Annotated in this window: 16 protein-coding genes and 1 pseudogene; 2 read left to right on the top strand and 15 right to left on the bottom strand. The window is 52.2% G+C overall.

The window, feature by feature from the left end; all coding sequences use genetic code 11:
• Positions 1–66: 66 nt before the first annotated feature.
• From cheZ to tar, 6 genes are read right to left on the bottom strand one after another with little or no spacing between them, the layout of a single operon-like run.
• On the bottom strand, positions 67–711 hold the full coding sequence (cheZ, locus tag HV229_RS10400) for a protein phosphatase CheZ (RefSeq protein WP_029139578.1): 645 nt from the start codon (positions 709–711) through the stop codon (positions 67–69).
• Positions 712–724: 13 nt separating this feature from the next.
• Positions 725–1,114, bottom strand: coding sequence for a chemotaxis response regulator CheY (cheY, locus tag HV229_RS10395; protein ID WP_016153434.1), 390 nt, complete (start codon positions 1,112–1,114; stop codon positions 725–727).
• A gap of 18 nt (positions 1,115–1,132) precedes the next feature.
• Positions 1,133–2,182 (bottom strand): chemotaxis response regulator protein-glutamate methylesterase, encoded by a 1,050-nt coding sequence (locus tag HV229_RS10390; RefSeq protein WP_016153435.1) that lies wholly within the window; start codon positions 2,180–2,182, stop codon positions 1,133–1,135.
• Positions 2,179–3,051, bottom strand: a complete 873-nt coding sequence (gene cheR, locus HV229_RS10385; protein ID WP_016153436.1) for a protein-glutamate O-methyltransferase CheR — start codon at positions 3,049–3,051, stop codon at positions 2,179–2,181. The genes HV229_RS10390 and cheR overlap by 4 nt, the downstream gene beginning before the upstream one ends.
• A gap of 19 nt (positions 3,052–3,070) precedes the next feature.
• Positions 3,071–4,672 carry a methyl-accepting chemotaxis protein IV gene (gene tap, locus HV229_RS10380; RefSeq protein WP_181547500.1) on the bottom strand — a complete coding sequence of 534 codons (1,602 nt, stop codon included), beginning with the start codon at positions 4,670–4,672 and terminating at the stop codon, positions 3,071–3,073.
• A gap of 43 nt (positions 4,673–4,715) precedes the next feature.
• Positions 4,716–6,371 (bottom strand): methyl-accepting chemotaxis protein II, encoded by a 1,656-nt coding sequence (gene tar / locus HV229_RS10375; RefSeq protein WP_046275660.1) that lies wholly within the window; start codon positions 6,369–6,371, stop codon positions 4,716–4,718.
• A gap of 406 nt (positions 6,372–6,777) precedes the next feature.
• On the opposite strand from tar, the gene HV229_RS10370 reads away from it, so the two are divergent.
• Positions 6,778–8,037 carry a dicarboxylate/amino acid:cation symporter gene (locus HV229_RS10370; RefSeq protein ID WP_181547498.1) on the top strand — a complete coding sequence of 420 codons (1,260 nt, stop codon included), beginning with the start codon at positions 6,778–6,780 and terminating at the stop codon, positions 8,035–8,037.
• 75 nt (positions 8,038–8,112) lie between these two features.
• Here the strand turns inward: HV229_RS10370 and cheW are convergent, their stop codons facing one another.
• From cheW to flhD, 6 genes and pseudogenes are all read right to left on the bottom strand, one after another.
• Positions 8,113–8,616 (bottom strand): chemotaxis protein CheW, encoded by a 504-nt coding sequence (gene cheW, locus HV229_RS10365; RefSeq protein WP_003034638.1) that lies wholly within the window; start codon positions 8,614–8,616, stop codon positions 8,113–8,115.
• 20 nt (positions 8,617–8,636) lie between these two features.
• A complete protein-coding gene (gene cheA / locus HV229_RS10360; protein WP_049040537.1) occupies positions 8,637–10,703 on the bottom strand; it encodes a chemotaxis protein CheA in 2,067 nt (688 codons plus the stop codon).
• Between the two features lie 4 nt (positions 10,704–10,707).
• Positions 10,708–11,637 carry a flagellar motor protein MotB gene (gene motB / locus HV229_RS10355; RefSeq protein ID WP_016153441.1) on the bottom strand — a complete coding sequence of 310 codons (930 nt, stop codon included), beginning with the start codon at positions 11,635–11,637 and terminating at the stop codon, positions 10,708–10,710.
• Positions 11,634–12,521 (bottom strand): flagellar motor stator protein MotA, encoded by an 888-nt coding sequence (motA, locus tag HV229_RS10350; RefSeq protein WP_016153442.1) that lies wholly within the window; start codon positions 12,519–12,521, stop codon positions 11,634–11,636. The genes motB and motA overlap by 4 nt, the downstream gene beginning before the upstream one ends.
• Before the next feature lie 124 nt (positions 12,522–12,645).
• Positions 12,646–13,224: pseudogene (gene flhC / locus HV229_RS10345) on the bottom strand (flagellar transcriptional regulator FlhC).
• A 2-nt stretch (positions 13,225–13,226) separates the two neighbouring features.
• The gene (gene flhD, locus HV229_RS10340; RefSeq protein WP_016153444.1) at positions 13,227–13,568 is read right to left on the bottom strand and encodes a flagellar transcriptional regulator FlhD; all 342 of its coding nucleotides are present in this window, start codon (positions 13,566–13,568) and stop codon (positions 13,227–13,229) included.
• Positions 13,569–14,360: 792 nt separating this feature from the next.
• Here flhD and uspC point away from each other — a divergent pair.
• Positions 14,361–14,789 (top strand): universal stress protein UspC, encoded by a 429-nt coding sequence (gene uspC / locus HV229_RS10335; protein ID WP_016153445.1) that lies wholly within the window; start codon positions 14,361–14,363, stop codon positions 14,787–14,789.
• 17 nt (positions 14,790–14,806) lie between these two features.
• Here the strand turns inward: uspC and otsA are convergent, their stop codons facing one another.
• The 3 genes from otsA to araH form a co-directional block, all read right to left on the bottom strand.
• Complete coding sequence (gene otsA / locus HV229_RS10330; protein ID WP_047358311.1) at positions 14,807–16,228, bottom strand: alpha,alpha-trehalose-phosphate synthase; 1,422 nt, start codon at positions 16,226–16,228, stop codon at positions 14,807–14,809.
• The gene (otsB, locus tag HV229_RS10325; RefSeq protein WP_181547496.1) at positions 16,203–17,006 is read right to left on the bottom strand and encodes a trehalose-phosphatase; all 804 of its coding nucleotides are present in this window, start codon (positions 17,004–17,006) and stop codon (positions 16,203–16,205) included. The genes otsA and otsB overlap by 26 nt, the downstream gene beginning before the upstream one ends.
• Positions 17,007–17,181: 175 nt before the next feature.
• Positions 17,182–18,168: an L-arabinose ABC transporter permease AraH gene (gene araH, locus HV229_RS10320; RefSeq protein WP_016153448.1), complete on the bottom strand. Its 987-nt coding sequence runs from the start codon at positions 18,166–18,168 to the stop codon at positions 17,182–17,184.
• Position 18,169 lies beyond the last annotated feature (1 nt).

The following is an 18,169-nucleotide window of genomic DNA, read 5'->3' as shown; positions in this document are numbered from 1 at the left end:
AACCGTTATCGGTTAGAATGCCCGGCGGCGAGCGCCTGCCGGGCCAGCAAATAAAAACGCTACGGATCAGAACCCGAGGCTATCCAGCAGGTCGTCAACCTGATCCTGACTTGCCACCACGCCAGCTTTTGAGGTGTCAACCTGCGGGCCGTTAAGCAAGCTTTCGTTTTCACGTTTCGGACGAGCGCCCTGCTCTGGAATGTTTTCCAGCAGAACCATCAGCAGCTGACGTTCTATCTCCTGGATAACATCCATCATGCGCTTGATGACCTGACCGGTGAGGTCCTGGAAATCCTGCGCCATCATGATGTCCAGCAGTTGAGCGTTAGTAAAGCTGGTATGCCCTGGCACATCACCCAGGAACTGGCGGGTATCGGTGACCAGTTCACGGGCGTCAGACAGCTCGATCGGATTTTCGAACCATTCATCCCAGCGTTTGGTCAGGTCTTTGGCCCCTTTTTCCATCGCGTCCTGGTGCGGCTGCGAAGCTTCCACACTGTTCAACGCGCGCTCTGCCGCCTGTGCGGTCATCTGCACAACGTAATCGAGACGATCGCGGGCATCGGGAATCGCTTCTGCCGCTTCGGCAATGGCCTGATCCAGCCCCAGTTCACGCAGGCTGTCGCGCAGCATTCGGGTCAAACTGCCGATGCGCGCGATGATGTCCCCGGCTGAATGTTCGTCAGCAGGTTTAATTTGTGGTTGCATCATCATTATCACACCCTCACATGCCCAGTTTCTCAAAGATTTTATTGAGTTTCTCTTCTAGCGTCGCCGCCGTGAACGGTTTCACGACATAACCACTGGCGCCAGCCTGTGCCGCCGCAATGATATTCTCTTTCTTCGCTTCCGCCGTAACCATCAGCACCGGCAGGGCGGACATTCCGCCATCAGCACGAATGGTTTTCAGCAGTTCCAGGCCATCCATGTTCGGCATATTCCAGTCGGAAATGACAAAACCAAATCCCCCAGCCTGCAGCTTATTCAGCGCGTCCACGCCGTCTTCGGCCTCTTCAACATTGTTGAAACCCAGTTCTTTGAGAAGGTTACGCACGATGCGACGCATGGTGGAAAAGTCATCCACAACCAAAAACTTAAGCTCTTTATCCGCCATAAAAAATAAACTCCTGATTCAAATACGTATTGCCTGTCCGGCACTGATTTTCGCCAGCATTTGCTGGCTTACCTGGCTAAGATCGACCACTTCGCTTACGCCACCCATATTGATGGCCTCGCGCGGCATGCCGAACACCACACAACTTGCTTCGTTTTGCGCAATGGTCCAGGCACCCGCCTGGTTCATCGCTAACATTCCGGCGGCGCCATCGTTGCCCATACCCGTCAGGATCACTCCCACAGCATTACGCCCCGCATGTTTTGCCACCGAATGGAACAGCACATCCACTGAAGGTCGATGCCGGTTAACCGGTGGACCATCATGAATTTTGATCTGGTAGTTCGCCCCGCTGCGCGCCAGTTCCATATGCTTGTCACCAGGGGCGATATACGCATGCCCTGGAAGCACGCGCTCCCCGTCCTCAGCCTCTTTCACGGTGATCTGACACAGTTTGTTCAGACGCTCGGCGAATGAGCGGGTAAATCCTGGCGGCATATGCTGGGTAATAAGAATACCGGGACTTGAAAGCGGCAATGGCTGGAGTACATGGCGAATTGCCTCTGTTCCTCCGGTTGAGGCGCCAATCGCCAGCAGTTTTTCAGAACTGAGTAACGGCCCCGCTTTCAAGGTCACCTGTGCCGTCATGGGTTTGTGGGCCGCCAGTTTTGCCCGCGACGCGGTGCGGATCTTCTCAGCGATCATTTCGCTGTAGGCCAACATCCCTTCACGGATCCCCAACTGTGGTTTGGTGACAAAATCAATCGCCCCCAACTCCAGCGCCCGCAGCGTGACCTCAGAACCTTTACCGGTCAGCGAAGAGACCATAACCACTGGCATCGGACGCAGACGCATCAGTTTCTCAAGAAAGTCGAGGCCGTCCATGCGCGGCATTTCCACATCCAGCGTCAGGACGTCGGGATTGAATTTTTTGATTAAATCCCGGGCAACCAACGGATCCGGCGCCGTCGCCACCATTTCCATATCACTGTGGCTGTTAATAATTTCGGTCATGATTTGACGCATCAGTGCAGAATCATCAACCGATAAAACCCTGATTTTACTCATGCTTTATCCTTACCTGGCGCATGCGCATACACCGTCTGTCCACGCAAGCTAAACTCGCGCACGAGGTTGCTAAAGTTTTCTGAATGACCTGCAAACAGCAGCCCATCTGGTTTAAGAAGTGGAACAAAACGGTGCAAAATGTCCTGCTGCGTCGTTTTATCAAAATAGATCATCACGTTACGGCAAAATATGGCATCGAAGGGGCCTGGCACGTTGTACTGCTTATCCAGTAAATTCACGCTGGAAAATTCAACATGCCCCGCCAGTTCCTGCCGAACGCGTACCAGTCCTTCATGCGGTCCGGTGCCACGCATGAAATAACGCTGTAGCTGCTGCGGTGACAGCGTCTTTAGCTCATCAAGGCGGTAGATGCCGCTTCTGGCTTTTTCCAGCACTTCGGTATCAATGTCGCTGGCAAAAACACGCCAGCGGCCCGGAGCCATACCTAAGGTATCGGCGAGCGTAATCGCAATGCTGTACGGCTCTTCTCCGGTTGACGCCGCCGCGCTCCAGACACGGTATTCACCGCTGCGCCGACGAGCATGATCTGACAGCACTGGAAAATGATGCCCTTCGCGAAAAAACGCGGTCAGATTGGTAGTCAGGGAGTTAATAAAAGCCTGCCACTCAGCACTGTTCTGGTTAGCTTCCAGCATGCTGAGATAGCGACCAAAGTCATCCAGTCCCAGGGTTCGCAGACGGCGGACCAGGCGGTTATAAACCATGTCCCGCTTATGGTCGGCCAGCACGATCCCCGCACGCTGGTAGATTAATTGACATATCCGACGAAAATGCGCGTCAGACAGCGCGAGGCGCTGTGTCATCTGTAACAATAATGACGTTTGCCCAGGGGGCAGAGATGATGTCATAGCGCCTTCTCAATCACATTCAGGATACAACGGGCACAACCTGTGGCTGCGCCAATTCTTGTTTTGCTACGGTTTGCTCTTCAAGCTTAAAAAATGCGACACAGGCAGAAAGATTATCGGCCTGCATGGCAAGTTGTCCGGTGGCGGATGCGGCTTCTTCCACCAGCCCGGCGTTTTGCTGCGTCACGGAGTCCATCTGGCTGACGGCCTGCGCCACCTGCTCGATGCCTCTGCGCTGTTCATCAGAAGCAGAAGCAATTTCGCCCATGATGTCGTTAACCCGGGTAACCGAGCTGACAATTTCCGTCATGGTGCGCGCTGCCATATCAACCAACTGCGAGCCCTGATGCACTCGGGTGACAGATTCCTCAATGAGCCCCTTAATTTCTTTCGCCGCCTGTGCGCTACGGCTTGCCAGATTGCGCACTTCGCCCGCAACCACGGCAAAACCACGCCCCTGCTCACCCGCGCGAGCGGCCTCAACCGCAGCATTCAGCGCGAGGATATTGGTCTGAAAGGCAATGCTGTCAATCACGCCGATGATGTCGCCAATTTTCTGCGAGCTCGCGGAAATCTCATGCATTGTGCTGGCGACCCGGGAGGTCTGTTCGCCGCCTTTATGCGCTGTATCTGCCGCACTTTTGGCAATTCCTGACGCCTGGCGCGCGTTATCCGCATTCTGTCCTACGGTTGCGGTCAGTTGTTCCATGCTGGCTGCCGTTTGCGCCAGCGCGGCCGCCTGCTGTTCAGTGCGCGAAGACAAATCGTTATTGCCCATCGCGATTTCTGAAATACCGCTATGCATGGCTGAGCTGCCCTGGCGTACTTCGCTTACCGTTTCACGCAGTGCCTGCTGCATCTTCTTCAGACTGGCAAAAATGGCTGAGATCTCATTGCGCCCATAAACCGCTACCGGCCGGGCCAGATTACCCGCGGCAATGCTGTCGAAATGACTGCCCACGATAGCCAGCGGCTGGACAATCATCTTGCGCGACCAGTACAGCGCACCGCTGGTGAGCAGTGCCGCCAGTACCACCATGGTGGCGAAAATCACCCCCGACATATGGTAATTTCGCTGGCTCTGCTCTCCTGCCGTTTGCAACACGCGATCGATGTTGCTCTGCCACGCATTCACATTTGCATCAAAAGCATCCTGAGCAGCCTGCACCGGCGCGGTCAGAAAATCTGACAACTGATTGTTTTCAAGCCAGGTGGCCTGATGCGCAAGAGCGCTGTGCCATTGGCTGAAGCTTTTCTCCGTTGCGCCAAACAGCGCCTTCCCTTGTGCCGTCGTATCCGATGACGCCATAAAGCGTTTAAACATCAATTCAGACTGCGCCAGGCTATCACGTGCGAGGGTCATCAGCGTGTTGATATCCTCTGGCGGATAGCTCAGGGCGGTCAGCGTCCCTGCCTTATTAAGGGCCGTACTGGCCTGTAATAACACAGCGCGGGTTTGGGCCAGCGCAGCGCGTTGCTGATTACTTCGTTCGACCTGATTCAGGTTCTGAAAACCGTCCCGAAATGCCCAGAAGGACAAGCCATTACTGCCAATCTGCAAAACACCGCAGAGGATTAAAATCAAAAACAGCGTGGTCGAAATTCGAATACGATTAAACATCAACGCTCCCATTGGGCGGCACTGGCCGCGGTTTAACTATCAGTCAAAATGTTTCCCAATTCGTATCTTGTTCATTGTTCTGGCGCGGATAGGATGCGGCCGCCGTTGCAGGTAATCGTGTATCGCGCGGCTTAGCCGACGCCGGACGTGACGCAAGGCGGAAAGTCGACACCGACTGCGTCAGGCGGCTGGCCTGTTCTTCAAGAGCAGCGGCAGCGGCAGCCGATTCCTGTACCAACGAGGCGTTCTGCTGCGTAACGCGATCCATCTCGGATACCGCGAGCGCCACCTGATCAATCCCCCGGCTTTGCTCGTCGGAGGCCGAGGCAATCTCGCCCATAATGTCGGTCACCCGCGTTACGGCATTTACGATGTCGTTCATCGTTTCGCCTGCGCTTTCTACCAATACGGACCCGGTATCCACTCGGGAAACCGAATCCTCAATCAACGCTTTGATCTCTTTCGCTGCCTGCGCACTGCGACTTGCCAGATTACGCACTTCGCCCGCCACCACGGCAAAGCCACGGCCTTGTTCACCGGCACGCGCCGCTTCAACCGCCGCGTTCAGTGCGAGAATGTTGGTCTGGAAAGCAATACCATCAATAACGCTGATGATGTCGGCGATTTTCTTCGAGCTATCGGCGATTTCGTGCATGGTGTTCACCACGCTATCAACCACTTTGCCGCCATGCTGTGCGGTATCGGAGGCGCTTTTCGCCAGTTGCGAGGCCTGACGCGCGTTGTCCGCATTTTGCTTCACGGTTGCGGTCAACTGTTCCATGCTGGCTGCGGTCTCTTCCAGCGCAGAGGCCTGCTGTTCAGTACGAGATGAAAGGTCGGTGTTCCCGCTGGCAATTTCGCTGGTCCCGGAATAAATCGCATCAGAACCTTCACGCACCAGGGTGACGGTTTCCGTCAGCGAGCGCTGCATATGATCAACCGTACTGGCCAGCTCGCCGATTTCATTACGACCGCTGACGGCCAGGGTCGCGGTCAGGTTACCGCTGGCGATTTCCCGAATATGGGCAATGACGCGAGACAGAGGATTAAGCAGGGTATGGCGGATGCCGTACCACACCACCACCAGAATCAGCACCAGCACTACGGCCAGCACGCCAAGCTGCCATTGGGCGAAATGGTAATCCCGCGCACTTTTATCGAATGCCTGAGCGTAAAGCTTTTCGCTAACGCTGGCGTACTTGCCCAGCGCCTCACCGAGCGCGTTTTGCATTCCCTGAGTCGGTTGCGCGAAATAGGCATCCATATTGCCGTTCTCCAGAAACTGAACCAGTTCTGTTAAGGCCGCATGGTACTGCTGATATTTCTCCTCAACGTTGCCGCTGGCTTCTGCCATCTCGGGTAACGGTGTGATGTTTTTAAATTTTGCGTAATGTGTTTCGGCCTGCGCCAACGATGCTTTCGCATTCTTCAGCAGATCGTTTTTCGCGCTGCTTTGCTGGTTGGACGCGTCCATCATCATGCGTGCAGAAGAACGGCTTAAATTGATACGTGTTTGCAGCATCAGATCCCATGTTGAGGTGAGTTCACTTTGCTGCTGTCGAAGATCGTTAGAAATAACAAAACTTTGCTGATTCTGCTGCAATGAAGAAAACAACAGACCACCGGAAACAAGCTGTAGCAGTGCGAAAACCCCCAGCACCATCATCAGCATTGTGACAACGCGGATACGGTTAAACATAAGGCACCTTCCTGAAAACGAGTTATCAACGTTATCGGCAGTCGCTGAGATAACTTTACGTTTGCGAAAAGGAAATCCTGAAGGGACGTGAAGCCTCGCGGAAGGAGGGGAAGACGGGTGTACGGCAACCACAAATCATTCACATAAAAACGTCACAATTATCATGTGAATAACATTCAAATTTATCTGTGGGCGCGGTCATATTGGATGAAATAGTCATTATTTCGTGACCAGGATCACAAATACATATCCTCTGCACCACAACAAAATGGATAAAAAATTAAAAAAAGTTGTATCAGCTGGCGCTTTAATTCAATTTATATGATGAATACTTAGTTACCAATTAATAAATATAAAAAATGAGTAACCGAACAATAAATGTTAAATCCTTACTGAGGGCTTTTTAGTGGCAAATGCAAACAAACTCACGTTGTTTATCGTGATCTTCATGTTGGCGGGGATCCTGTCAGGGGCGGTGATCCACTCTTATGCCGCCCCCGGCGTAGTGTCCGCCTGGGCCGATAATATTACGCTTCTCACCGACATCTTTTTGCGCCTGATTAAAATGGTGATCGCACCTTTAGTATTCAGCACCCTGACCGTCGGTATTATGCGCTTGGGGGAAACGTCCACCATCGGGCGCGTAGGCGGCAAAGCGATGATCTGGTTTATCAGCTCTTCCATACTGTCTATTCTGGTCGGTCTGTTTGTGGTTTCTCTTGAGCAACCCGGCAGCGGGCTGAACCTGGCGATCCCGCTGGAAGCCACTGATACCGGCCTGGCCGTGAGCGGCATGAGCCTGAAAGGTTTCCTGACTCACACCATCCCAACCAGCATAGCCGAGGCGATGGCCAACAATGAGATCCTGCAAATTGTGGTGTTCTCGATGTTCTTCGGTATTGGTGGCGCATCCCTTGGTGAGAAGTTCAATGCCCCGCTGGTTGCCGCGCTGGATGTGGTCTCCCACATTATGCTTAAGGTGACTGGCTACGTGATGTACGTTGCGCCGCTGGCCATTTTCGCCGCCATTTCCTCCATTATCTCCACCCAGGGTTTGGGGATCCTGCTTAACTATGCGTCGTTCATCGGCGGCTACTATGTGGCTATTTTGCTGACCTGCCTGGTTCTGCTGGCGGTCGGTTATGTCATGCTGAAAAAAGAGGTTTTTCGTCTGGTAAGCATGCTGAAAGATCCGGTTCTGGTCGCATTTACTACCAGCAGCTCGGAAGCCGCCTATCCGAAAACGCTGGAGCAATTAACCAAATTTGGTTGCTCGCCCAACATCGTGTCATTTGTATTGCCTATCGGTTATTCATTTAACCTGGTCGGCTCGATGGTTTACTGTTCATTTGCCTCGATGTTTATCGCGCAGTCCTATAACATTCACCTCTCCTTTGCAGAAATCACCGTCCTGATGCTGACGCTGATGCTGGCGTCAAAAGGGATTGCCGGCGTGCCGCGTTCTGCGCTGGTGGTGCTGGCAGCAACCATTCCGAGCTTTAATATTCCGGTTGCCGGGATTCTGCTACTGATGGGTATTGACCACTTCCTGGATATGGGACGTTCAGCAATCAACGTATTAGGTAACGGGATTGCAACGGCGATGCTGGCACAAGATGAGGGTTTACTGGAAGAAGAACCGGAGCTGGTTGAGCGGGAAGCGTAAGGGGAAATCTGCCGGATGTGCTACGCGTATCCGGCCTACAACAGCAATCATTGTAGGCCGGATACGATATGGCGGTTACGCGACGTGACTGGCGGCAATATCCAGCAGCGCCATTTCTTCGCTATTGAGCAGCTTCTCAATGTTAACCAGGATCAGCATCCGGTCACCCAGAGCCCCCAGTCCCGTCAGGTATTCCGTCGACAGCGTTACGGCAAATTCCGGTGCCGGACGGATTTGATCCGTTGTCAGCGACAGCACATCCGAGACGCCATCGACCACAATCCCGACCACCCGCTGGCCCAGATTCAGCACAATCACCACGGTGTTTTCGTTGTAATCCACATCGCTCTGGCTAAACTTCACGCGCAGGTCAACAATCGGCACAATCACACCGCGCAGATTGGTGACACCTTTGATAAACGCAGGCGTGTTAGCAATACGCGTCACCTGATCGTACCCACGGATTTCCTGCACTTTCAGGATATCGATACCGTACTCTTCATCCCCCAGTGTGAACACGAGGAATTCCTGACCTGACGGTTCGCCGGCCAGTTTAGTTACATTACTCATACCGGTCATATTATTCCCTTCTCACTCAATCAGGCGGCTGTGATCGCCACACGTTGTTCGCGGTTTAATCCCTGCAATGCAGAGACATCGACAATCAGCGCGACGCTGCCGTCGCCGAGGATCGTTGCTGCAGAAATACCTGGCACTTTGCGGTAGTTGCTTTCCAGGTTTTTGACGACCACCTGGTGTTGACCAATTAACTGATCGACCAGCAGCGCGTAGCGACGCCCTGCACTTTGCAAAATCACCACAATACCTTGAGTCGCTTCGGTTTTTGCGCCTTCAACCTCAAAGACTTTCCACAGCTCAACCAGCGGTAAATATTCGCCACGCACTTCCAGCACGCGCTCTCCTCCGGCCAGCGGATGGAGATCTTCTTCGCGCGGTTGCAGTGATTCCATAACGGCATTCAGCGGCAGAATAAAGACTTCGTCGGCCACGCGCACGGACATGCCGTCGAGGATCGCCAGCGTCAGCGGCAGCAGAATTCGGATAGTCGTCCCCTGTCCCTGTTTGGACTGGATCTCAACATGGCCCCCCATCTCCTGGATATTTCGCTTCACCACATCCATACCCACGCCGCGGCCAGAGACATCCGTCACCTGTTCAGCGGTCGAGAAGCCCGGGGCGAAGATCAGCATACCGACTTCGTCATCGCTCATGTTTTCGTGGATCGGCATCCCCTGGGAGATAGCTTTGGCGAGGATTCGTTCACGGTTCAGACCGGCGCCATCATCGGTGACTTCAATACAGATATTCCCGCCCTGGTGCTCCGCGGAAAGCGTCAGATTACCGATTGGGCTTTTCCCGGCTTCAAGGCGTTTTTCCGGCAGTTCAATACCGTGATCGAGGCTGTTACGCACCAGGTGCGTCAACGGATCGATGATGCGTTCAATCAGGCTCTTGTCGAGTTCGGTTGAGCTTCCCACCTGTGTCAGTTCGACCTGTTTACCCAGCTTACCGGCCAGGTCGCGCACCAGACGCGGAAAACGGCTGAACACGTACTCCATGGGCATCATACGAATCGACATCACCGACTCTTGCAAGTCGCGGGCGTTACGTTGTAACTGACCCATACTGGTGATGAGATCGCCATGATTGACGGGATCCAGTTCGTTAGAACGTTGTGCCAGCATAGACTGGGTGATGACCAACTCACCGACCAGGTTAATGAGCTGATCGACCTTCTCAACCGCTACGCGGATGCTGGTCGACTCGCTGGCACGGGCGGGTTTGTCGCGTTCCGCGCGTCCGTTTGGCGCTTCGCTGGCGGCGGCTTTCGCCGCTGGCGCAACCGCAACCGGCTGCGGCTTCGCGACAACGGCTACCGTTTCTGCTTCAGCTTCAGCTTCAGCTTCAGCTTCAGTTTCAACGGCTGCGGGCGCTGCGCTGACGGTTTCGAATTCAATCTGATCAGCTTCAATCACAAAGCACAGCACCGCGATGATGTCATCTTCCGCGAGGTTGCCATCAAGCGTTGCTGACAACGTGTCGCTCCCTTTCACCACATCGGTTAAGGTCGCCAGGTTCCCCAGCTCCTCTTCCAGTAAATCCACTTCATTGGCTTTCAGGCGCGTGAGAATAATGCGTTTCTTGCTCTCTTCGCTTGCGGACTCAGGCTGTGCAACCGCCTCTTCCTGCATTGCAGCGCTGTCAACAACGCTCAGTTTTGCGGTGTTGACGACTGCCGGTGCGGTTTCACCTTTCGCTTCGAGCGCTAACTGTCGTAACGCATTACAAATGTACTCAAAGCTGGCGGCATCCGGCTCCTCTGAGTTTTTATAGGCGTCGAGCTGTTCCTGCATAATATCTTTCGTTTCCAAAAACAGGTTGATAATGTCGGCATTGAGCTGCATCTCGCCACGCCGCGCTTCATCCAGCAGGTTTTCCATCAGATGGGTCGTTTCCTGCAAAATGGTAAAGCCGAAGGTGCCCGCCCCGCCTTTTATCGAGTGCGCAGCACGAAAAATTGCATTCAGCTGTTCGGAATCCGGGGCTTCAGGAACCAAATCAAGCAGGTGTTGCTCCATGTCAGCCAACAGTTCGTCAGCTTCATCAAAAAATGTTTGATAAAAATCGCTTATATCCATGCTCACGCTATCACCTCGGATTGGCTGGTGGCGATGTGGGAACGCTTGCCGGCGGGAGTTCCGCTGGCTGTTGTAAGACACTTACCGGCTCATTCTGGCTTTCAGCGTTTTCATGCAAAATGGCCTCTTCCGCCTGCTTATTGAGAACCAGCAGGCTAATACGGCGGTTGATAGCGTCTTCAGGACCGCGATCGCTCAGACGCATCGTGGCGGCCATACCTACCACACGTAATACTTTTCCATCATCCAGACCGCCGCTAACCAGTTCGCGACGCGACGCGTTAGCGCGATCGGCGGACAACTCCCAGTTGCTATACCCTTTTTCACCATTGGCGTAAGGGTAATCATCCGTATGGCCGGAAAGGCTGATTCGATTAGGAATGCCGTTAAGCACTGGCGCTATGGCTCGCAGGATATCGCGCATATACGGTTCCACCTCAGCGCTACCGGTTTTAAACATCGGGCGATTCTGACTGTCGATAATCTGTATCCGCAGCCCTTCCTGAACTAAATCAATTTTCAAATGCGGGCGCAGCGCACGCAGTTTGGGGTCAGATTCAATCAACTGATCGAGATCGCCGCGAAGTTTGCTCAAGCGGCTTTGTTCCATGCGTTTTCTCAGATCATCGATATTCGGCTGCTTGTTCACCTCTCCCTGCTGCTGGGTGTAATCATCCCCGCCGCCTGGAATGGGACTTTGGCTATTCGAAATACGATTTCCCCCGGTTACCGCAGTAGCCAGCGGCGTACGGAAATATTCGGCAATCTGGATCAATTCTTTAGGGCTAGAGATGGAAATGAGCCACATCACCAGAAAGAAGGCCATCATCGCGGTCATAAAATCGGCGTAGGCGATTTTCCACGAACCATGCGCCCCACCACCGTGACCTTTATGCTTGCGTCGCTTTACAACGATAATGGGATGGGCCTGATTTTTCATGCGTCCTCGGTCGTCTGCTGCGCAGTTGGATTTCTCACCGCACGAACATGCTCTTCCAGTTCGATAAACGATGGACGTTCGCTGGAATACAGAGTCTTACGACCAAATTCGACGGCAATTGGCGGCGCGTAACCATTCAGATTGGAGAGCAGAGTTATCTTCACACACTGCATCATTTTGGTGGTTTCAGCGCTTTTCTGGCGCAGAACGCTGGCAAGCGGAGAAATAAATCCATAGGCCAGTAAAATACCGAGGAATGTCCCTACCATGGCATGTGCAATCAGCGAACCCAGTTCAGCCGCCGGACGATCGGCAGAAGCCAGCGCATGGACAACCCCCATGACCGCCGCCACGATCCCGAACGCCGGTAATGAATCCCCCACCATCGCCAGACTGTTGGCCGGGACTTCGGCCTCACTTTCGTGAGTCTCAATCTCTTCATCCATCAGCGCTTCAATTTCAAACGTGTTCATGTTGCCGCTGATGATCAGACGCAGATAATCGACAATGAAATCAAGCATCACGGCATCAGCAAGAATGCGCGGATAGCTGGCGAAAATTTCACTCTCTTTGGGGTTTTCGATATCGCGTTCAAGCGAGAACATGCCCTGCTGACGTGACTTGGCCATCAGGCGATACAACAGCGCCAGCAGATCCATATACATCGCTTTGGTGTATTTTGAACGACGAAAAAGCATCGGGATGGCTTTCATCGTCCCCTTAATGGCTTTCCCGTTATTGCCGACGATGAATGCCCCAATACCCGCGCCACCGATAATCACCAGCTCAGCCGGTTGATAGAGTGCCCCAAGGTGTCCGCCGGTCATCATGTAACCGCCGAAAACTGTACCAATAACAACCAGGTAACCTAATAAGATAAGCACGACATCATCCTTTCGCAATTGACTATGACAGGATGCGCAGTCGGGCAGTTAACTCGAGGTCAGGACAAAAAAAAGCAGCGGTAATCGCTTACCGCTGCTGGAGTGTTTGTCCACACCGTATCAGTTAAACAGCCTGTTCGATCTGTTCATCCAGCAGTTGTGGAATAATATCGGCAGCATTCTGGGAAAGTTTACGTCTTTTTACGGCGCGTGATGGCGGTTGGCATAAACTGCAGGCAAAGCTGCCTGCGGGTTGGTGAGCGTGGGTAATAAAATTCCCACCGCAGCAATTGCATCGGGACAACTCCAGCAATCCGCTGTCGACAAAACGCACCAACGTCTATGCGCGAGTTAACGCCAGCAGTGGCCCTTCTTCTGGCTGCGGGCACTGCTCAAGATATAAACGATACGCTTTGATCACGGCATCCACGCCGCTGCACAAACCAGTTTTGAGCAGGAATTGCCATGCGTTGCAAAACATCGAAGCATGAATGTTTTGTTCCCACGTCATAAACCAGTCGGTGGAGAAAGGCAGCATCCCTTTTGGCGGAGGGCTGCCGCGTAATTCTTTATACAGCTTGATAAGTCGGCCACGGCTTAATTGCGTTTCGCTTTCCAGCATTTGCAAACGGGCGCCCAATGTGATTAATTCCATCGCTAGCTGGATATCACGCGCTTCCTGAACAATGCTTTTTTCGCTCATCATCAAGCCCTTTTCTTGCGCGCTGCTTCATCGATGTCACTTAACAGTCGCGTTGAAAGCATGATACCGGTATGAATTTGCTGAAGATCGTCAACGCGGGAGTCTTGCGTCAGGCGAGTAACGGTCTGGTGATCGTCGAAACGGAAATGACAGACCAGTTGGTTTGTTTCAGCCAGTTTGACCATTTGTGGAAGTGTTAATGTTGCCAACGTGTCCGCCATTTCTTCGCTGATACCAAGGCGAAACATCGCAGATGCTTTGTCCTGAACGATCAAACGCTGTGCAAGCAATAAATATGACAAATTGATGTCATAGATGTGTTTCAGCAACTCGGATGTATGCATTATTTGCATCCATAATAACCAACATTGTTTTCATGCGGTGAAACCGCACCCCGTGATGTCGCCGGGAAGGCCCGGTAAAAAAAAGCAAAAGGTCAAATACATAGCAGCGTGACGGCACTTACGCGTTGTCTAAACATTCCCTTTTCAGAAAGCCGCGCCCCTTACAAGCTCACATCAATTCTTACAAATGTCTAAGATTTTTCCTAATTCGACGCAACTCTACCCGCCGCCCGTTACACATACAACGTAGCTATGCTGCGAATTTGAAGAATATGTGACATAGATCACATAAACCAGCTAAACACTTAACATAAATCCATCAGCACAGCTTTTACTTTGCTTATTTTTTAATCTCAAGTTCGCCATTTCAATTCCTGACATACGAATATTCTTGCAATAAAAGCGAATAGTATTTTGTTCATAAACGTTAATATCACCTTGTGAAATAGCGAGCTTGATCACATATTTAATGTAAAACACTATTTTAATTAAATCCTTTATAAACAATGACTTAAACATTAAGGGTGATTAATTAATACCGGGTAGTGATAACCCGTTAAATGTTAACTTATGTTAATTTTTAATTAACACATTGTTTTCATTAGCGGTGAGTTTTACTTAAGTAAGCTGAACGTATTTACAAGTTATATGACGCAATTATTCTATTTATAAGAATAATTAATGAATAACCATGATGACATTCACACTATCCAGGAAGGAAACGTTGCAGTATGGAGTAAGCCGAGCAATGCTGAGAAACCCTCTCATAATTCTTGAAAAAAGGAGCGAGTTATGAGCTATACACACATTCTTGTGGCCGTTGCCGCCACCCCTGAAAGCCAGCAGTTGTTAGCCAAGGCGGTTTCAATCGCTCGCCCTGTCAACGCTCGTATTAGCCTGATAACCCTGGTCTCAGACCCTGAACTGTATAATCAGTTTGCAGCACCTATGTTGGAGGACCTGCGTGAAGTGATGCAAGAGGAGACTCAGGATTTTATCGACAAGCTCAGCAAAGAGGCACAGTACCCCATTGAGCATACCTTTATTACCTATGGGGCACTGAATGAACATATTCTGGATGTATGCCGTAAACACGCGGTCGATCTGGTCATTTATGGCAACCATAACCACAGCTTCTTTTCGCGCGCGTCCTGCTCAGCAAAAAGCGTGATCGGTGCCAGCCACGTGGATGTTCTGCTGGTTCCACTGGCTGGAGATTGACCTGCGTTTTCTGAGCGTTACGCCAGTTTAGTGCAGGGAGAAACGTTGTCTGGCAATGGCTGTTTACTCTGACGTGGGATGACTTTTTCCAGATCGCAAATGAACCTCGCCTGCCAGTTGTCGATATCGTTTTTAATGATAGTTTCGAGCATCTCAGCGTGGCGGGAGATACGCTCAGCAAGCGGCATCGTCAGAGCCTGGTTTAATGCGCCAGCCACTTCGTCGCGGTCATAAGGATTAACAATAAGCGCGGCAGTTAGCTCATTCGCGGCCCCGGCAAATTGCGATAACACCAGCACGCCGGGGTTGGCGGGATCCTGCGCGGCCACGAATTCTTTCGCAACCAGGTTCATACCATCTCGCAGCGGCGTCACCAGCCCTACATCAGAGTAGCGGAAGATTTTCATCAGCAATTTACGATCAAAGTACTGATTCAGATAATAGAGCGGCGTCCAGCCCAACTGCCCATATTTACCGTTAATCCTCCCCGCTTCAGTCTCCAGTTGGTGCCGAATATCCTGGTAGGCCTGCACCTCTTCACGCGAAGTTGGCGCTATCTGGGTGTAGCGAATTTTACCATGGTGCTGCGGATAGTGTTCCAGCAGAGCCTCATAGGCCTGAAAGCGCTCCGGCAAACCTTTAGAATAATCCAGACGCTCAACGGAGAAGATATTCTGCACATTTTTAAGTTCTGCTTTCAGTTGCGCCAGCTTCGGCGGCAAAGGGCCGGAAGCCTGACGGGCGATCTCATCCGGCTCAATACCGATGGGATAGACCTGGGTACGAAACGCTTTTCCCCATGCGCGGTGGTGCTGCTCGCTCTGAGTGGTTACCTGAGTCTGGGCTGCCAGACAATCCAGAAAAGCCTGACGATCGTTTTCAGTCTGGAAACCGAGTAAATCAAAATCACACATCTGCTCAAGTAGCATCTGATGTGGGGGTAAGGCATTAAAGATTTCCGGCGTCGGAAAAGGGATATGCAGGAAAAAACCGATACGGTTATTCACGCCGCGTTTACGCAGCTCGCTGGCAAACGGCAACAGATGGTAATCATGAACCCAGATTATGTCGTCATCGCTGAGCAGCGGCAGCAGTTTATCTACCAGCAAGGCATTCACCCGCTGATAGCCCTCCCATGCAGGACGCTGAAACTGCACCAAATCGAGGCGATAGTGAAATGCAGGCCATAAAACCGCATTAGAAAACTGGCAGTAATACTCTTCGTAATCCTGTTCACTCAAATTAAACGAAGCCCAGGTAATATTGCCACGCGTGACTTTTTTTAATGGTTTGTCCTCATTACCCGTGTCGCCACTCCAGCCAAACCACAGGCCACCAGCAGCCTTCAACGCGCCCAGCACGCCGACGGCAAGCCCACCTGCGCTCCCTTTGTCATCGGGTGAGGCGATACGATTAGATACTACGACTAAACGACTCATAGCCACCTCTTCTGTTATTCGTTGCTTTCGATTCTTGCTGCGAAGAGTTAATTTGTTCCAGCCAGTGCCAGACATCACTCACGCCATCCAGACGCCATGTCGCCTGCGTCGCTCCATTCCCCACCTTCACGGAAATGCCCCCTGCGCGATTAACCACGCCAAATCCTGTTTCGTCCGTCAGATCGTCACCAAAAAAAACGGGGATCCGTCCGGCAAAAGGTGCTTCCTGCATAAATGCGGCAATTGCGTCGCCTTTGTTCGTCCCCTTTGGTTTTATCTCCACAACGCATTTTCCGTGCTGTAAAGCCAACTGCGGCCATCTGTGCGTGATGCGCTCAGCCAGATTAATTAGCGCCGCTTCATGTTCCGGGGCCTGGCGATAGTGCAGTGCGAACGCCATCCCTTTTGCTTCAAGCGTTGTACCCGGCATCGTCGCCAAGGCGGTACTTAATAGCTCTTCTGCTTCGCGTTCTATTGCCGCAGCCAGGCGCACTATATGAGTTTGACCATTGATGTCACGGCGCTCTGCCCCATGCACTCCGGCGAGCGGAAAACGAAAGGGAGTGGTAAGCGCGTCAAGCTCAACCATCGAGCGCCCTGAAATCAATGCCAGCGCACCCGCATTATGCGTCGCCAACTGATGTAATAACTGCAGGATTGTCTGAGGGACAACGACCTGGTCTGGATAGGGTTTGATCTCAGCCAGCGTCCCATCGAGATCAAAAAAATAAGCACAGCTTGCAGATTGTTCAGGGGGTAAGATCAGTGATGCTGTCACCCGGTTATCCTCCTCATCATGGTCTGTACGCCGCGCGGATCGCGCCGTATATATGATGTATGACGGATATAAGTATAGACAGTGTGACCATGCTCGCCATTTGGAAAAACAATCGCCAGCCGGGTAGCGGCTGGCGATGAGCTAAAGCTAGACTAAAAAGTTGGGGTTAAAATCATCAAACAGTACGCTTCGCTTTTTGCTTGTAACGGTCGAAGATCACCGCCGCCAGCAGGATCAGACCACGTACGACATACTGTGCGAACGGAGAGATGTTCAGCAGGTTCATTGCATTCTCAACCGTTCCCAGAATCAACACCCCGGCTACCACATATGAGATTTTTCCGATGCCGCCTTTAAGCGAAACGCCCCCTAACACGCACGCGGAAATCACGATCAGCTCATAGCCGATTGAGGTCATTGGCTGGCCGCTGGTCATACGTGATGCGAGGATAATCCCGGCGATGGCGGATACCAGCCCGGACAGAATAAAGATAATAATTTTGGTACGAACGACCGGAACCCCAGCCAAACGTGCCGCCTCTTCATTCCCCCCAATGGCCAGCGTGTTACGACCAAACGTGGTTTTATTGAGCAGTAAGCCAAAAACGATGAAACAGACGACCGTGATCCAGATAGGTGCCGGCAGACCAAACCAGTTGGCGTAGCCGAGAGTGAAGAAGCGCTCGTCTTCAATCCCTACCGCCTTACCGTCGGAAATAATGTAGGCCAGACCACGCACAATCTGCATCGTCGCAAGGGTCGTGATTAGGGCGTTAATTTTCAGCCGCGCAATCACGAACCCATTCACCAGACCACATAGAATACCGAGCAGTAGCCCGGCAGCCACGCCAATCCACAGGCTTTCGGTCATATTAATGACCACGGCTGTAGTGACCCCGGCGCAGGCAATCACGGAGGCAACGGACAGGTCGAAGTCACCGGATGCCAGGCAAAACAGCATCCCACACGCGACCATACCCGACATCGATACCGCCAGCCCCAGCCCCTTCATGTTGATGAAAGTGGCAAAGTTAGGCACAAAGAGGGAACAAACCAGGAACAGCGCGGCGAACACGACCAGCATCCCGTATTGATCCCAAATGCGACCAAGATTTAGCGCCGACTTTGCAGCACCTGAACCCGATGTTGAAACGGAAGACATC

The organism is Citrobacter sp. RHBSTW-00524 (genome assembly GCF_013747755.1).
Lineage (GTDB): Bacteria > Pseudomonadota > Gammaproteobacteria > Enterobacterales > Enterobacteriaceae > Citrobacter > Citrobacter braakii.
Note: the sequence above shows the minus strand (reverse complement) of the source record. Positions and strands in the feature narration are given on the sequence as shown.

Excerpts from the sequence above, each read along its gene's own strand:
- cheZ (WP_029139578.1), bottom strand. The coding sequence starts at position 711 with ATGATGCAACCACAAATTAAACCTGCTGACGAACATTCAGCCGGGGAC.
- HV229_RS10390 (WP_016153435.1), bottom strand. The coding sequence starts at position 2,182 with ATGAGTAAAATCAGGGTTTTATCGGTTGATGATTCTGCACTGATGCGT.
- cheW (WP_003034638.1), bottom strand. The coding sequence starts at position 8,616 with ATGACCGGTATGAGTAATGTAACTAAACTGGCCGGCGAACCGTCAGGT.
- flhD (WP_016153444.1), bottom strand. The coding sequence starts at position 13,568 with ATGCATACATCCGAGTTGCTGAAACACATCTATGACATCAATTTGTCA.
- araH (WP_016153448.1), bottom strand. The coding sequence starts at position 18,168 with ATGTCTTCCGTTTCAACATCGGGTTCAGGTGCTGCAAAGTCGGCGCTA.
- uspC (WP_016153445.1), top strand. The coding sequence starts at position 14,361 with ATGAGCTATACACACATTCTTGTGGCCGTTGCCGCCACCCCTGAAAGC.
- tap (WP_181547500.1), bottom strand. The coding sequence starts at position 4,672 with ATGTTTAATCGTATTCGAATTTCGACCACGCTGTTTTTGATTTTAATC.
- tar (WP_046275660.1), bottom strand. The coding sequence starts at position 6,371 with ATGTTTAACCGTATCCGCGTTGTCACAATGCTGATGATGGTGCTGGGG.
- cheR (WP_016153436.1), bottom strand. The coding sequence starts at position 3,051 with ATGACATCATCTCTGCCCCCTGGGCAAACGTCATTATTGTTACAGATG.
- otsA (WP_047358311.1), bottom strand. The coding sequence starts at position 16,228 with ATGAGTCGTTTAGTCGTAGTATCTAATCGTATCGCCTCACCCGATGAC.
- motB (WP_016153441.1), bottom strand. The coding sequence starts at position 11,637 with ATGAAAAATCAGGCCCATCCCATTATCGTTGTAAAGCGACGCAAGCAT.
- cheY (WP_016153434.1), bottom strand. The coding sequence starts at position 1,114 with ATGGCGGATAAAGAGCTTAAGTTTTTGGTTGTGGATGACTTTTCCACC.